This window comes from Longimicrobium sp., from assembly GCF_048594345.1.
Classification (GTDB): Bacteria; Gemmatimonadota; Gemmatimonadetes; order Longimicrobiales; family Longimicrobiaceae; genus Longimicrobium.
The window spans coordinates 45,436-61,212 of record NZ_JBMDXM010000036.1 but is presented as its reverse complement, the minus strand read 5'-3'; the positions used below and the strand labels follow the sequence as shown (position 1 = coordinate 61,212).

The window sequence follows — 15,777 nt, the reverse complement described above, 5'->3', positions numbered from 1 at the left end:
CGTTCGGACGAAACACGGTAGGTGCAGGGGCGGCGGGGAGAGGGGGAACGATGTCTAAATCACAATATATCATTGACTTAGGCAATATCCAAGAAGAATCTGCAGAAACCCAAGAGGCTTTTTAGACTGGACTCAACTCTGCCGACTCTGGCAACTCTGCGTGAGGCCACCCTTGTCCCGTAGAGCGAATACGGCAGATGCTTTCCCGAGGCGGCGAAAACGAATAGCGCACACCTCGGGAAAGGTGTGCGCTCTGCATCAGGAACTGTTACATTGGATCGTATCACCCACCGCAATCTGCACTGCAAACCGCGGTTTGCAATTTTTTCAAGCCCCTCCGTCAGCCGTGCGTTACGGTCCGATGGGAGCGGCCGCTTTGCAACGTAGGCGGTAGCAACGACTTACGACATTTTATGGGATAGTGCACCTGAACGGTGTTTCCGGCCCGATCTGTCGGGAAAGATGCGGTATGTGTCGGCTGAGGTAAGCTGGTGGGGACGGGATTTCCCTAGTTTCTGCCCAGGCGTGAACCCCACGCCCTTTTTTACGTCCCCTCGTTGGAGAAGCACCCCTATGAAGATCCGCGGCCTGCTCGCGGGCCTGCTGGTGGCCGCCGCCCTGACCGGCTGCACCAGCTCCGCCACCGCCCCCGAGATCCACACCCCCCCGGCCGCCGCGTTTGACGATGCGCCGCCGCCCGACACCACCAACCGTGGCGGCGGGGCGATGGGCTCAGGCAACTAGGCGCCTACCAGCGCCCCGCCGGCAGGCCGGGTCAGCGCCTGGACGAACGCATCCGCCAGGCGCGTGGCGGACGGACGTGGCGTGCTGGCCTGGGCGCTCAACCGCGCTGAAACGGATTCCAGGGCCGCCTCGGCGGCCAGCACGACCCGGCCCTCCCGGCGCTCCGTCGCCAGGTCGAGGGCCCGGGTCGCATACGTCCGTGCGGTCTGCCAGTCGTGCAGGCTGGCGGCCCCGTACGCAACGCCCAGCAGCGCGCGGGCGGCCGCGTCCTCGCCGACGCCGGCCAGCAGCCCCTCCAGCTCCCGCCGTCCCCGTTCGAACGCCCCGCGGTCGCCCGCGCCACCCGCCGAGCGGGTGACCAGGGCCACCACCAGCGCCTGCTCCGCGGGGGCTTCAAAGTGCGGCCCAAGCGCCTGCGCAAGCCGCAGCGCATCGCCAAAAAAGCCTTCCAGCATCCAGTGGTACGCCACGTCGTACGCCAGGCGCGGCACCTTGGGATGGCCCTCGCCGTACGCGCGGAACGCCTGCTCGGCGAACGCGTCGGCGCCGGCGCCTGCGCCCGTCTCGATCTCGGTGACGAACAGGTCGTGGTACGCGCTGCCCTGCAGGTCGACAAGGTCGTGGCGCAGGGCCGCGCGCAGGCAGCGCACGTGCGCGCGCTTGGCCGTGGGAAAGTTGCCCTTCTGCACGTTCAGGTTGCCCAGCCCCGAGAACGCCAGGGCGTAGCTGCGCCAGTCGCGCGTGCGGCGCGCCTGCACCACGGCGCGTCCAAACCAGCTTTCGGCGCGGTCGTACTCGGCGCGGCGGCGGGCCAGGCGGCCCACGGCGTACGCCAGCGCCGCCACCTGCGGCGCGCACAGCGCGGCGGTCTGCATGAACTCCAGCGCCGTGGCCAGCGCGCCCCGCTGCTCTGCCCACACGCTTACGCGGCGGCAGGCGTTCACCACCCGCCCCACGTCCATCCCCGCCGGCGACTCCAGCAGCCGCACCATCACCGAAAGGGGGGCGGCGATCTCTGCCTCCACCTCCAGGCGCGACAGATCCGCCTCGCGAACGTCGGCGGCGCCCCCGTCAAACAGGGCGCCGCGGGCGGCGGGCGGCGTGGCGGCCCACAGGTTCACGTTGCGTACGGATCGCCACAGCAGCACCCCCAGGTCACCCGGGACTTCGTCCAGGATGCCGATGGCGGGCATGCTTTCGGCGCCGCGGGTGAGTGCGGGGGGAATGCGCGTGCGCCGGCGGGCCGGCGGATGGGCAGAGCGCGTGGAGGGAATCAAGGGCTATGTCGCCAAACGAACGGAAGATGGTGCAACGGTTTACGACTGTAAACGCGCCCAACGGTGGAATGTTCCGCAACACGGCGTTTAGCGCAACCCCTTTGTTGCGATCCCCTATCTAACCCCGTTGACGACCGGCGGTTTCGCCGCGTCACCGGCGGACGCGGGGGCAGGCCGCCGGCGGCGAGGAACGGCCGTGGACGACGCCGGGATCACTCCGCCGCGACCAGTGTCCGCGCGGCGAAAGCCAGCAGCGGCGCCACTTCGGGGAACGTGCGGCTGGGCCCCGCCAGCACGTCGAAGGCATCAAAGCTCGTCAGCGTGAACAGAAGCTGCTCCAGCTCCTCCCGTGGCCCCGGCGGCCAGGGCGCGCGCGCCGCGGCGATGCGCTCCAGCAGCGCGCGGATGGCGGGGCGGCGGCGTGCCTCGCGCAGGGCCAGCGCATCGCCCACGTCCGGCTGCAGGGCGGCCAGCGCGTGCACCCGCCGCTTGACCGTGCGGTCCACGGAGTAGTAGCGCGCCATCGCCTCGAACATCATCCGCAGTCCGTCCAGCGGGTCGGGCTCGCGCACGGCCTGGGGCAGTCCCCGCGGACCGTGGATGCCGCCGTGCGCGGCCAGCCAGTCGAACAGCGCCTCCAGCACGGCGGCCTTGGAGCCGAATTGGTTGTACACCGTCATCCGCGCCACCCCCGCCCGCCGCGCCACCGCTTCTACCGTAAACGCGCTCACGCCCACGGGGTCTGCCAGCAGCGCGTGGGCGGCCGCAACGATGCGCTCGCGCGTGGCTTCGGCGGCCTCGCGGCGCTGGGAACTGTTGTAGGGGCGTGGGCTCATCCGCATCTCTCCCGTTGTGAATTGGTTGTACTGTACGCACAGTCAACCCGATCCACAACGCTCCCGCGGCGGTCGGGGCGGGGGCATTCTCTGGACGGAGGCGGGGACGATGGACTACGCGATGCTGCTGGGGCTGCGGGTGGCGCACGTGGTGGGCGGGGCGATGTGGGTGGGGGCGGCGGTCATGCTGGCGGGCTTCGTGGTCCCCGCGGCGCAGGGGCCGGACGCCGGCGGCTTCATGCAGCGGCTGATGGTGGGCCGGCGCGCGCAGGGGTATCTGATGGGGACGGCGGTGCTCACCGTCGTGTCCGGCGTCGCCCTTTTTGCGCGGATGCAGGCGTTGACGGGCGGCGCCTTTTCGCGGACGGACCAGGGGATGGCCTTCGGCGTAGGCGGGGTGGCCGGCGTGGCGGCGCTGCTCACCGGCGCCCTGGTTGGCGGCCCCGCCAGCCGCGCGCTGGGGACGCTGGGCGGCCGGCTGCGCGCCGAAGCCCGTGCGCCCAGCACGGAGGAAGCCGGGCGGATGGCGCGGCTGCAGACGCGGGCGCGCTGGGCCACGCGCATCGCCATGCTGCTGCTGGTGACCGCCGTGGCCTGCATGGCCATCGGCCGCTACGTGTGATCCTCATCCCTGGCCGTCTGATTCCATCCACCCACACCCTCTACTTCTCCATTTGCGAGGAAGACAGCGGATGCGCGATCTCGAACGGGACTCGGCATGAACTCTCCGGAGCACCGAGATCAAACTCCGTTGACTCCGTTAACTCCGTGTGAGGCCCATCTTTTTGCCTCGCATGCCGCCCGCGGAGTCGCCCGGGAACAGGCGAATCCCGGCGAACGCGTTTACAGGCAACCAGATACGGCGGATGCTGCCGATCTGGTGGACCCCATCCTGCATCACGCTTTCGCCCTCGGCGGGACGGCGGGCGCATGATGGAGGGAGCAGGCAGTGGCGCGTAGTACGATCCGGCAGAAGATGGCGCAGGCGGCCTTGCCCGCGATGGTGCTGGCGGCCGTGGCGGTGGGCGTGTCGATGTCGGCGCCGGCCAAGGCGTCGGTCACCATGCGCGGCTCGCCGGCCTCGATGGAGCGGCAGTACGCGGTGGCGGTTTCGGAAGACTTTACCTTCGCCGAAACGCCCGCCGCGGTGGCGGATCTGGTGAGCAAGGAGCGCCTGGTGCGGCTGCCGGGCGGGGCGGACTACACGCTGGCCAAGGTGAGCTACCCCTACACGCGCCCGGAGGTAAAGGCGTTCGTGGAGGACGTGTCCGCCGAGTATCGGAAAGGCTGCGGCGAGCAGTTGGTCGTCACCAGCCTTACCCGGCCGCGGGCGGAGCAGCCGGGAAACGCGCACAAGCTGTCGGTGCACCCGGCCGGGATGGCGGTGGACTTCCGCATCAGCCGCAACAGCAAGTGCCAGAAGTGGTTCGAGAAGGCGCTGCTGGCGTTCGAGGAAAAGGCCGTGCTCGACGCCACTCGCGAGCGCAATCCGCCCCACTACCACGTGGCCGTCTTTCCCGACGCCTACCGTGCCTTCGCCGCGCGCAACAAGCCCGCGGAAGAGCGCCCGTCCGCCTCGCCCACGGTGCTGCGGCCAAAGCGGATGCCGGAGCAGCCCTCCGCCCCCGCCGCCCCGCGCGTCGGTGAGGCGAGCCGCCCCACGGCGGCGCAGCCGGAGGCCGCAAAGCCGTCCACCGTGCTGGTGCTGATCTCGTCCATCGCGCTGCTCTTTCTGGTCGGCTGGCGCATCGCCAAGCACCACGGGCCGGGCTGATCGTCCGCACCGGCCCGCGCCCCCATCCGCCATCCCGTGTCTGCACATCGCCTCGCGCCGCCCGCCGCCATCCTGTTTGACCTGGACGGCACTCTCATCGACACCTATCGCCTGTACCTGGAGTGCTACCGGCGCGCGCTGGAGCCGCACCTGGGCTACGCACCCACCGACAAGGAGACCGCCGCCCGCCGCCCCGCCTCCGAGCGCCGCTTCCTGACCGACTGGCTGGGCGAGCGGCGCGGCCTGGAGTGCCACGCCCAGATGACCCAGCTATACGGCGAGCTGTTCATGATGATGTCGGAGGACATCTACCCCGGCGTGCACGAGATGCTGACGGCGCTCCACACCGCCGGGCTGGGGCTGGGGATTGTAACGGGCAAAGGGCGCGACGCGTGGGACGTGACGCGCGTGTACTCGGACGTAGGCAACTGGGACGTGGTGATCACGGACGACGACGTGCACGCCGCCAAGCCCGACCCGGGCGGCCTGCTGGCGGCGGTGGAGGCGCTGGGGATCACGCCGCAGCAGGCGGTCTACATCGGCGACAGCCCGGTGGACATGAAGGCCGGCCGCAACGCCGGGATGCGCATCGGTGCCGCGCTGTGGGCCAAGACCGAGCCCGGCGAGGCAGAGGAGTTCGTTCGCAAGATCGCGGCGATGAACCCCGACTGGATCTTTGGCCGCCCCTCCGACGTCACGCGCGCGTTCGCGACGTGGTGCTGAGGAGGCCGGATTGGGTGTGGCGGCCGGCAAGGGCGAATGAATTCGCTGCAACAACTACACGAAATCCGCCTTCGCGGATTGGCGGGTGCCGTGAAACCCGAAGGTGGAGTGCGCGTGGACGGCTCTGGGCTGCCGCTTTACGCTTCACGCGCGACGGGCGTGGCCCACACGAGCAGGTGAAGCCCCGTTCGGCGAGCGCCAGCGAGCCGGGACAGGGCTTATGGCCTTTCCAGCCGTGGGCTTTAGCCCACCCGGGGTGGGCCCACCCCGGTGACCACGCCGCCGGTTGCCACCGCAGGTTTCTCGAAGTGCTCCCACGGCTCCATCGACGCCCTCCCCCCTAATCCATCCCTCATCCAACGCTCCGGCTCCCTGCGGTGTCCAACCTGCTGAGCCGTGGAACGCGCGGGTTGAATCCGTCCACCTCTGCGGCTAAATTAGCAGGCTTCAACGGCTTGGATACAGATCCGGCCGGTTCTGCCTTATCCGAAGCACCCCCGTCCGCCCCGTGGCGGACCCGGAGCACGACATAGATGCACATCATCCGGCCCTCCAGGGCACCTTTCGACGCAGGCCGCCGCGCACTCCGCGGGGCCGCGTTCGTGTTTGCGGCCCTGGCGGCGGCGCCGCTGGCCGCGCAGGGCGGCGACACGCTTGACCTGCCGCTGGCGCAGGCGCTGCAGCTGGCGCGCGGCGGCGAAGAGGTGGGGCTGGCCACGCGCCGCCTGGACGCCGCCACCGCCGCGGTGGGGAGCGCCAAGGCGGGCGGCCTGCCCACGGTGCGGCTGAGCAGCACCTTCAGCCACGTGTACGAGAACGCCCGGGCCCAAGCGGTGGGGCAGATCTTCAACCAGCCCAACACCTACAACACCAACGCCACGCTCAGCGTCCCCCTGTTTCAGGGCGGCCGCGTGCGCAACGCCACCCGCGCCGCGGCGAATCTGCGCGACGCGGCTACGGCCGAAGTGACGGGCGCGGAGCTGGACGTGAGCCTGCAGACGCTGGACGCCTACCTGGCGGCGCAGCTGGCCGTGCGGCTGGTGGGGATCCAGGAAAGGAACCTGCTGCTGGCCGAGGAGCGGGTGCGCCAGGCGGAGCAGTTCGAGGAGGGCGGGCGCGGATCGCGCTACGACGTGCTGCGGGCGCGGGTGGAGCGCAGCAACCTGGTCCCCGCGCTCATCCAGGCCCGCGGCGATCGCGACGTGGCGCTGCAGGAGCTGCGGCGGCTGACCAACCTGCCGCCGGAGCAGCCGCTGCGGCTGAGCACGGAGCTGGACGCCGCCGCTGTCCGCGCCTCGGCCGAGGCACTGGCCGGCGCCGCGCTGGTGGATTCCGCCGCGCTGGACGCGCTGCCCGCCGTCCGCGCGGCGCGGCTGCGCGCCCAGGCGGGCGACGCCTCGCTGCGGGCGGCCAACGCCGCGCTCCTCCCCACCGTTTCCGTGAACCTGGTGCAGGGCTACCAGGCGTTCCCGCTCAACTGGAGCCTGCCGGTGCGTCCCGGCGGCCTGGACACGGTGGATTGCCCCGACGGCAGCGAGCCGGGGCGCGTGTGCACGCAGCAGAACGGCGGCTGGTTTTCGGACCGGTCCCTGCAGGTCGCGGTAAGCTGGCCGGTGTGGGACGGAAACCGCGCGCGCAACGACCTGCGCCAGGTGCGCGCCCAAGCCGCCATCGCCGACCTGCAGGCGGTGCAGGCGGCGGAGAACGCCCGCGCCGACGCGGCCCGCGCCCGCACCCGCATGGACGCCGCGCGCGCCACCTTTGACGCCGTGCGCCAGACCGTGGCCGAGGCCGAGGAGGCGTTTCGCCTGGCCGCGCTGCGCTATTCTCGCGGGCTGGGTACGCAGCTGGAGGTGAGCGACGCGCAGCTGGCGCTGCTTACCGCGCGCACCAACGAGGCGCGCGCCACGTTCGACCTGTACCTGGCCACGGCGGAGCTGGCGCGTGCGCTGGGCCGCCCGCTGCCCACGCCATGAAGTACGAAAGTACGGAGTACGAGAGTACGGAACTGCGAGAGTGCTCGATGAGAGGCAACGCGCGTGCGATCAGGCAACGTACTTTCGTACTCTCGTACTTTCGCACCCAATCCCTTTCTTCTGATCGATCGATGCAGACGACTCTGCGTGTTTCTCTTCGCGCGGCGGTGGTGGCCACCCTGGCCGTCGGCGCGGCGGCGTGCTCCAAAAAGGCCGAGGGGGCGCCGGGTGGCGCGGGCGGGCGGGGCGGGCCCAGCGTGACGCTGGCGGCCACCGACGTGGCGCAGCCGCGGTTGGCCCCGCTTGAAGACGCCATCCCCATCACCGGCACGCTGGAGCCGCTGGAGCGCGCCGAGGTGCGCGCCCGGCTGGAGGGCGACGTGGACGCCGTTTACGTGCGCGAGGGTGAGGCGGTGCGCGCGGGCCAGCTTCTCGCGGTGTTCGACGGCGGCGACCAGGCCGGCAACGCCCGCAGCGCCGCCGCCGACGTGGCCGCCGCGCGCAGCGAGCTTTCCACGGCGGAGTGGACGCTGGAGCAGAACCAGGAGCTGCACCGCGAGGGCGCCATCCCCGAGCGCGACGTGCGCGTGGCCCAGCAGGCGGTCGCCGCGGCGCGCGCCCGGCTGGCCGCCGCGCAGGCGCGCAGCGGCACCAGCCGGCGCGAGGTGGGCGACACCCGCGTGGTGGCCCCCGTAAGCGGTGTGATCGAGCGGCGCACGGTAAACCCGGGCGAGCACATCAACCGCAACGCCGCCCTGTTTACGCTGGTGCGCGGCGACGTGCTGGAGCTGGCGGCCGCCGTCCCCGAGCGTGCGGCGGCGGCGGTGCAGGCCGGGCAGTCGGTGCGGTTCACGGCGGATGGGACGGAGTTCACCGGCCGCGTGGCGCGCATCAGCCCGTCGGTGGATCCGGGGTCGCGCTCCGTGACGGTGTACGTGCAGGTGCCCAACCCCGACGGCCGCCTGCGCGCCGGCACCTTTGCCAGCGGCCGTATCGTGAGCCGGGTGGTGGACGGGGCGCTGGTGGTCCCCGCCTCCGCCATCCGCGAAGGCCGCGAGGGCGGGCCCGAGGTGGTCTACCGCGTCGTTGACGGCAAGGTGGACGTGGTCCCCGTGACCCTTGGCCTGAAGGACGAGGCGCAGGGGCTGGTGCAGGTGACCGACGGCGTGTCCGAGGCCGACCAGGTGATCGTGGGCAACGTGGGCGTGCTGGGGAAGGGGATGGCGGTGCGCATGGCTGGCCAGGGCGGCCGCGGCGGCGAAGGTGGCGGCGCGGCCAAGGGCGGGGCGGAGAAGGGGAAGTAGGGGCTCGACGACGGGCATCGGGCTGCGTCGGCCGAGCGCCCCCTCCGGGCCGGCACCACCGGCCCACCTCCCCCAAAAAAGACTGGGGGAGGTTGATTGCAGGGCAGCCGGCGGTGAGCTTCGGACAGGGTGGTGCGGGATGGTGAGCCAGCCGCCCCCCTCCCCGGCCCTCCCCCGCAAACTGCGCGGGGGAGGGAGGTGCGACGCACCTTGTCGAAGCGGGATCGAAGTCCACCTCCCCCAGGGTTTTTTGGGGGAGGTGCGAGCCTAAGCGAGTAAGGGGGCGCCGTCTGGCGCCAGCTCGATGCCCGTCGGAGCGGGATCGAAGTCCACCTCCCCCAGGGTTTTTTGGGGGAGGTGCGAGCCTAAGCGAGTAAGGGGGCGCCTCGCGGACGCAGTTCGATGCTCGTTCAAACGGGTCGGTGTGAGGTTGTAGCCGCGATTTCAATCGCTCCGGCGGGGCCTGAGGCTTCGCTCCGGAGAGGAATCGCGTGACGGTGGTTCTTCTTTTCTGAATCCGATCATCGGGAGACGCGGGATGTTCCTCTCCGACGTATCCATCAAGCGGCCGGTGTTCGCCACCATGATGATGGTGACGCTGGTGGTGCTGGGCATCGCCGGCTACAAGCGGCTGGCCATCGACGAATACCCCGACGTCAGCTACCCCGTGGTGGTGGCGCAGACCTCCTACCCCGGGGCCAGCCCCGAGGTGATGGAGCGCGAGGTCACGCGCCCCATCGAAGAGGCGCTGAACACCGTGCAGGGGATCCAGGAGATCACCAGCACCTCGCAGGAGGGCAGCTCGCTGGTGCGCGTGCAGCTGCAGCTGGGCGTGAACGTGATGGAGGCCCAGCAGGAGGTGCAGTCCAAGATCGCCCGGATGCGCCGCCAGCTCCCCGAGGACATCGAAGACCCGGTCATCATCCGCTTCGATCCCAACGAGCGCGCCATCATGTCCATCGCGGTGCAGAGCGGCGACCGGCCCCTGCGCGAGCTGACGGAGCTGGCGGACGAGGTGATCAGCACCCGGCTGGAAGCCATTCCCGGCGTGGGCGGCGTAAACCTGATCGGCGGCAGCGACCGGCAGATCCAGGTGCAGCTGAACCCCTCGGCCATGGCCGCCTACGCCATCTCGCCGCAGCAGGTGATGCAGGCGCTGCAGCGCGAAAACCAGGAGGTGCCCGCCGGCCGCGTGCGCCGCGGCGACCAGGAGCGGCTGGTGCGCATCACCGGCCGCGTGGAAGACCCGCGGGCGTTTCGCGACGTGACCGTGGCGGTGCGCAACGGCGTACCCGTGCGCCTGGGCGACGTGGCCACGGTGGTGGACGGCACGGCCGAAGCGCGCAGCGCCAGCTTTCTCAACGACGGCCGCGCGCTTTCGGTCGAAATCCTCAAGATCAGCGGCAGCAACACGGTCGAGGTGGCAGACCGCGTGCGCGCCGAGGTGGCGGAGCTGCAGGAGTCGCTTCCCTCGGACGTAAAGATGACGGTGGTGAGCGACGACTCGCGCCGCATCCGCGCCAGCCTTGAGTCGGTGCAGCACGAGCTGATCCTAGGCGCCATCCTGTGCATCGCCATCATCTACTTTTTCCTGAACAGCTGGCGGTCGACCATCATCACGGGGCTGGCGCTGCCCATCTCCATCATCTCGGCGTACTTCGGGATGTGGATGTTCGGGTTCACCATCAACACGATGACGCTGCTGGCGCTGTCGCTGGCCATCGGACTGCTGATCGACGACGCCATCGTGGTGCGCGAGAACATCGTGCGGCACGTGGAGATGGGGAAGGACCACCACCGGGCGGCGCGCGAGGGCACCAGCGAGATCGGCCTGGCGGTGCTTTCCACCACGCTGGCGGTGATCGCGGTGTTCATCCCCGTGGCCTTCATGGGTGGGCAGATCGGCCTGATCTTCTTTCAGTTCGGCGTGGTGGTGGCGTTCGCGGTGATGGTGTCGCTGTTCGTCTCCTTCACGCTGGATCCCATGCTCTCCAGCGTGTGGCCGGACCCCGAGGTGGAGAACCACGGGCCGGGGCGCAAGCGGGGGAACTTTATCCAGCGCGCGGCCCGCGGCTTCAACGACTGGTTCGAGCGGGTGGCCGACCGCTATCCGCGCTGGCTGGCGTGGGCGCTGGACCACCGCAAGACGGTGGTGGGGTTCGCCGGCACGTGCATCGTCGCGTCCATGCTCATCATTCCCACCCTGGGCTTTACCTGGGTGCCGGACTTTGACGGCGGCGAGTTCAACGTGAACTTCCGGGTGGCGCCCGGCAGCCGGCTGGAGTACACGGTAGACCGCGGGCACCAGGTGGCGTCGATGCTGCGGCAGATGCCCGAGGTGGACTTTACCTACATGTCCATCGGCGGCGGCTTTCGCGGAACGCCCAACAGCGGCCGCATCTTCGTAAAGCTCAAGGAAAAGGGAGAGCGCGAGCGGTCGCAGGCGGAGATCAGCGACGCGCTGCGCGGGCGGCTGATGGGGGTGCCCGGGGTGCGCGCCAACATCACCGGCACGCCAACGATTTTCGGTGGATTTCGCCAGCCGATCCAGGTGAACGTGCAGGGGCCGGAGCAGGAACGGCTGAAGCTGGCGGCGGAGCAGGTGATGGAGGTGCTGCAGAGTGTGCCCGGCATGGCCGAGCCCACCAGCAGCCAGGAAGGCGAGATCCCGCAGCTTGACGTGGACGTGGACCGCGAGCAGGCGTGGGCGGCGGGCGTGGGCATCAGCAGCATTGCCCAGACGCTGCAGCCGCTGTTCACCGGCCAGCGTGCCACCCAGTGGGAAGACGAGCAGGGCTACTCGCACGACGTGGTCGTCATCTACCCCGACAGCGTGCGCACGGGCGCGGGCGACGTGGCGGGGATCGTGGTGCCCAGCAGCTCGACCGACCCCACGACGGGGCGCACGGCGATGATCCCGCTGTCGCAGGTGGCCACGGTGCGCGGCGGCATGGGCCCGCAGCAGATCGAGCGGTCGTCGCTGGAGCGGCAGATCAGCATCAGCGCCGGCGTGCTGCCCGGCTACGCCATGGGCGACGTGGCCAACGAGGCGCGCGCGGCGCTGGACGCGGCCAACCTGCCCACCGGCTACCGCACCGTCTTCCGCGGCGACGTGCAGAACCTGGAGGAAACCAAGGGCTACGTGCTGGCGGCGCTGGGGATGGCGGTGGTGTTCATCTACATCATCCTGGCGTCGCTGTTCGGCAGCTTTGTTCAGCCGCTGGCCATCATGCTGGCGCTGCCGCTCTCCTTTATCGGCGTCGGCCTGGCGCTGCTGCTGACGGGCGGCAACCTGAACGTGTTCACCATGATCGGCATCATCATGCTGATGGGCCTGGTGACCAAGAACGGCATTCTGCTGGTGGACTTTACCAACCAGCAGCGCGAGGAGGGGATGGGCCGGCGCGAGGCGCTGCTCACGGCGGCGCGGGTGCGGCTGCGGCCCATCATCATGACCACGGTGGCGATGATCTTTGGCATGGTGCCGCTGGCCATGGCGCTGGGCGAAGGCGCCGAGCAGCGCGCCCCCATGGGCCGCGCGGTGATCGGTGGCCTGATTACGTCCACGCTGCTGACGCTGTTCGTGGTGCCAGTGGTCTACACGCTGCTGGACGACTTTACCAACCGCCTGCGCCGCGGCCGCGCCAGCCACGCCCCGCGCGTGGTGCACGCCGGCCCCGCGGTGCGCGACCCGGAGCCGGTGGCGGCGGATTGAGGGCGGCGAGTCGCGCGATAGCGCGGCGGCAGATCGTCGGATGCAGACGAAGCGGCGCGGCTCCCGAGGACCGCGCCGCTTTAGTTCCGATGAGCATTGCCCTGGAAGAGTTTCACGACTAGCGTACGCCGCTTACCAGAGCTACGAAGCCCCGAGCCTAGTTTACAGATGATTCAATTCGCCCAGCCATTCAGGCTAGAGCAAGAGATGCTTGAGCCAATGATGGCTTCCTGTCGGACACTTTTGGGACTCGGACCCGAAACCAAGTCCTTTGTTGCGCGCGAGCCGAGTATCGGTCGGGTGATCCCCGATCTGCTAGTGGCATTATGGGAAGGCGAGCGGACAGCCCAGTTTGAGCACCGATTGACAGCGCTCGACTGCCACGTGCTGGCGCTAATTGAAGAAAGAGGAGTAGCTACTGCCACCGCTGTACAAGACGCCTTTCGCCTGCGTAGTGGCCGTGCGAACGAAACACTAGGGCAACTTTTGCGGAAGGGTTTCCTCCATAGCACAAATGGGGCATTCGAATTAGCGAGCGGTGCAACAACTAAGAACATGCAGATCGTTGCGCTCGAAGCAAAGTTGGCGCGATGGCGCGTGGCGTTGAAACAAGCACGAAGCTACCTCGCGTTCGCAAACAGCGCTTGGGTCGTGCTCGACCGCAATCAATGTAAGATCACTCCGATGATCCAAGCAGAGTTCCAGGAGGATGGGATCGGATTGGCATTACTCTGCGGGCCAGTCGTTCAGGTCGTATCTACACCGCGAGATCATCTTCCCATTTCGGGTGCTCGATGGCTCGCTGCCTCAAAGCTCAGAAGAGCACAACGACTACAGATGGAAGATCAAGCCGGGAGATAACCAGCGCGGCGCATCCACCATTCGTAGGCGTTAAGCCAAACCTGCTGATGGCTCAACTCCGTGTAATACCCGCTCGAGATACCTATACCCCGAAGGTCATTCGCGAGCTTGACCGTCTTCTTCAACCACTTGTGAACGAACGCGACACGCTCGGCCGTCTCCATAGCAGAAAGCGTCTTTCCGATTCGCACCATCGCTTCTAAATAGTGAGCTTTAGCGTTCGCCACGCGCTGACGTTCATGCTGCCATTCGAAGACGATCTCATGCGAATCTTCCAAGCCGTCATGAAGCCCTTGCGCGGCGACAGTATCTAGCCGCACACGCTTCAACATCTTCGCTTTCGAAATGTTAGCGAGATCGTTCTCAAGGCCGATGTCCCCCAAAAGTGCAGGTGAAAAGTAACGCGGCATCTGAGTTCCGCCCGACTTGTCGATCAGTTCTGCTAAGCGTAAACTTCTGGCAGAGCGGTAGAAATCACTCGCAAAAATCTCTGCTCCCGCTGCCGACATCACTGCACCAAAACTGCCAAGACTGTTAACAACCAGACGCAGGCGCCCGATCCGAACTATGTCGTCAGCGAATCCCAGCAAAGATTTCAAAGTTCTCTCGTCGCGGCACACATAATCTGTCTCTACCGTCTGTTCCATCGTCAAATATACACCGGCAACCTCTCGGGCCGTAAGTTGATCAGCTAATGCGGAGAGTAACTGATTTTGTTCTGGTTCCGCACTGGACAATAGATCTTGTGTAAGCGCGACTGTGGCAAAAACAGGAACAGCAGCACGATGTTTTTGGGCAGCCTCGATCCCGGCATCCAGCCACCGCATCTCTACGTCGAGGCCCCCGGACGCCGTACGCGTTAAAGGCGCGGCTAAGATCAGCCCTTCACATTCGAGCTTTAATTGGAACTCAACGGCGGCCGAAGCTCGTTCAGCAATGGTCGCGTTGTCTTCTGCAGGCTTTCCTTCCCAAGATCCAAGCAACGTGTCCAAGTACTTCGCCTCCCAGTCCTTCAACCGGCGATGCACCTTAGTGTCGAACTCGGGTACGTCTGGGTTGGCAAACCAAGGATAGCTTGCGAGGAGGGCCGCTTGCTCGGAAGCACGGCCACGATCAAGCCCGGCAAGATACAACTGCGGATCGAACAGCCGGTGCTGAAGATAGCCGCTTGCGCGGAGCATCTTCGTGCGACCCTTGCGGATAAGTTGATAGCGAGGCACCGCGGCGGCATTGATGATTGCCCCGGCGATGCCGCTCGGCGCTCCCACGGGCAATTTGAAGGCGTATCGAGTATTACGATAAAACATTCGCAGTCGCTTCCAAGTAACTGGCCATAGTTGCAGCGACCTCGTCAGGTCGCGGGCGAGAAACCGCACGGACGCTGAGCATGGCGTCAATCATCTCGGCTAGGACTACGGGCATAGTCGGCATCACTGACGCGGCCCGAGGCGGTGAGGTGATCAACGGCTGCTGCAGTCGCCTCGTAGGGTGTCTCCCAGACGCACATTCAAGCAAAACCACGCCAAGAGCAAAGATATCCGACTTGCACGTCAGATCTCGCACTCCATTGCACTGCTCCGGGGAAAGATATCCTGGAGTGCCCCAGGAAAAACCATACTCGGTCAGGGAAGGGCTGCCCAGATGACGGGCAACACCCAAATCGATTAGAACCGCCTCTCGTTCACCCGTACGCAGCATCACGTTTTTGGGGCTAATGTCCCGATGAACAATTCGATCAACCCAGATCGTACCGATTGCGCCGGCGACATCCCGCCCCACAGCCGCTAGCGCCCGTAACGCGAGAGGACCGCTTTGGAGTCGTTGATCTAATGCTGTCCCGCGGATATGTTCCCAAGCGCAATACTGTAGACGCTCATCAGCTAGAGTGAGTTCGCCGGCCTCCACCAACGTGGCGAGTGAACGATGGCGGATTCGGCTCATCGCACTGATTTCGCGACGCACTCTCTCGTCTTGACCGTCACCAAGATAGATCTTTACTGCAACATCATCATCGGCAGGGGATTCATCAACCGCTCTCAACCTTGTTGCTCGATAAACAAAGCCTTGGGCACCTTCACCGATTTGTCCGGCTACGGCGTATCGGTGCCCGAGCGCGCTCTGAACTTCTTCAAGGGTATGCTGCACTGCGCCTTTGCCCATGTAGAGGTTGCCGCGAACTGTCCTTTCACCTGCGGCTATGCGACCCTGCTATAAACAGCGATCAATTCACTGATCCGAGCCAGAGCGAGCTGTGGAGCACGAGAGAGACTCAGCGCGCTGCAGACTTTCGCAATCGCTTCCTGTATTTTCTTAGTCAATTTGCGTTTGGTCAAGATGGTCGGCAAATTTTCGTAGCTCTTCAGAACGCTTTCTGGTTAGATGGGCCAGTACCGATGCCCATCCTGCAGGTGGATTCCTGTAGCTCGAAGAGGTTGGATCCATCCGCGCCTGCCGAATCGTCTGGATCGACACCCCGCACGCGTCGGCGATCTCTGCGTGGGTGATGCAGCCGGCCACACGGTCCGTAGCCGTTTTGAAGTCCATCTGTGTCGATGTTGAGGTTGACA

At 67.1% G+C, this 15,777-nt stretch carries 13 protein-coding genes; 9 read left to right on the top strand and 4 right to left on the bottom strand.

Annotated elements, in window-relative coordinates:
* Nucleotides 1-573: 573 nt before the first annotated feature.
* Nucleotides 574-744, top strand: coding sequence for a hypothetical protein (locus ACOJUJ_RS04005; RefSeq protein WP_420125555.1), 171 nt, complete (start codon nucleotides 574-576; stop codon nucleotides 742-744).
* Here the strand turns inward: ACOJUJ_RS04005 and ACOJUJ_RS04000 are convergent.
* Both ACOJUJ_RS04000 and ACOJUJ_RS03995 read right to left on the bottom strand, forming a co-directional pair.
* Entirely contained in the window at nucleotides 741-1,937 is a 1,197-nt protein-coding gene (locus ACOJUJ_RS04000) for a hypothetical protein (RefSeq protein ID WP_420125554.1), read from the bottom strand. The genes ACOJUJ_RS04005 and ACOJUJ_RS04000 overlap by 4 nt on opposite strands.
* A gap of 296 nt (nucleotides 1,938-2,233) precedes the next feature.
* Nucleotides 2,234-2,857 (bottom strand): TetR/AcrR family transcriptional regulator, encoded by a 624-nt coding sequence (locus tag ACOJUJ_RS03995; RefSeq protein WP_420125553.1) that lies wholly within the window; start codon nucleotides 2,855-2,857, stop codon nucleotides 2,234-2,236.
* 109 nt (nucleotides 2,858-2,966) lie between these two features.
* On the opposite strand from ACOJUJ_RS03995, the gene ACOJUJ_RS03990 reads away from it, so the two are divergent.
* The 7 genes from ACOJUJ_RS03990 to ACOJUJ_RS03960 all read left to right on the top strand — a co-directional run bounded on the left by ACOJUJ_RS03990 (nucleotide 2,967) and on the right by ACOJUJ_RS03960 (nucleotide 13,210).
* Nucleotides 2,967-3,479, top strand: coding sequence for a hypothetical protein (locus ACOJUJ_RS03990; RefSeq protein ID WP_420125552.1), 513 nt, complete (start codon nucleotides 2,967-2,969; stop codon nucleotides 3,477-3,479).
* A 327-nt stretch (nucleotides 3,480-3,806) separates the two neighbouring features.
* The gene (locus ACOJUJ_RS03985; protein WP_420125551.1) at nucleotides 3,807-4,631 is read left to right on the top strand and encodes a DUF5715 family protein; all 825 of its coding nucleotides are present in this window, start codon (nucleotides 3,807-3,809) and stop codon (nucleotides 4,629-4,631) included.
* 36 nt (nucleotides 4,632-4,667) lie between these two features.
* Nucleotides 4,668-5,354: an HAD family hydrolase gene (locus ACOJUJ_RS03980; RefSeq protein ID WP_420125550.1), complete on the top strand. Its 687-nt coding sequence runs from the start codon at nucleotides 4,668-4,670 to the stop codon at nucleotides 5,352-5,354.
* A 533-nt stretch (nucleotides 5,355-5,887) separates the two neighbouring features.
* Nucleotides 5,888-7,330: a TolC family protein gene (locus ACOJUJ_RS03975; RefSeq protein ID WP_420125549.1), complete on the top strand. Its 1,443-nt coding sequence runs from the start codon at nucleotides 5,888-5,890 to the stop codon at nucleotides 7,328-7,330.
* A gap of 131 nt (nucleotides 7,331-7,461) precedes the next feature.
* Entirely contained in the window at nucleotides 7,462-8,634 is a 1,173-nt protein-coding gene (locus tag ACOJUJ_RS03970; protein WP_420125548.1) for an efflux RND transporter periplasmic adaptor subunit, read from the top strand.
* A gap of 538 nt (nucleotides 8,635-9,172) precedes the next feature.
* Complete coding sequence (locus tag ACOJUJ_RS03965; RefSeq protein ID WP_420125547.1) at nucleotides 9,173-12,349, top strand: efflux RND transporter permease subunit; 3,177 nt, start codon at nucleotides 9,173-9,175, stop codon at nucleotides 12,347-12,349.
* Nucleotides 12,350-12,517: 168 nt separating this feature from the next.
* A complete protein-coding gene (locus ACOJUJ_RS03960) occupies nucleotides 12,518-13,210 on the top strand; it encodes a hypothetical protein (RefSeq protein WP_420125546.1) in 693 nt (230 codons plus the stop codon).
* Here ACOJUJ_RS03960 and ACOJUJ_RS03955 read toward each other — a convergent pair.
* A complete protein-coding gene (locus tag ACOJUJ_RS03955; protein ID WP_420125545.1) occupies nucleotides 13,195-14,517 on the bottom strand; it encodes a hypothetical protein in 1,323 nt (440 codons plus the stop codon). The genes ACOJUJ_RS03960 and ACOJUJ_RS03955 overlap by 16 nt on opposite strands.
* Nucleotides 14,504-15,250, bottom strand: coding sequence for a serine/threonine-protein kinase (locus tag ACOJUJ_RS03950; RefSeq protein ID WP_420125556.1), 747 nt, complete (start codon nucleotides 15,248-15,250; stop codon nucleotides 14,504-14,506). Before ACOJUJ_RS03950 ends, ACOJUJ_RS03955 begins: the two co-directional genes overlap by 14 nt.
* Here ACOJUJ_RS03950 and ACOJUJ_RS03945 point away from each other — a divergent pair.
* Nucleotides 15,134-15,424, top strand: coding sequence for a hypothetical protein (locus ACOJUJ_RS03945; protein ID WP_420125557.1), 291 nt, complete (start codon nucleotides 15,134-15,136; stop codon nucleotides 15,422-15,424). The two genes, ACOJUJ_RS03950 and ACOJUJ_RS03945, sit on opposite strands and share 117 nt — an antisense overlap.
* Nucleotides 15,425-15,777 lie beyond the last annotated feature (353 nt).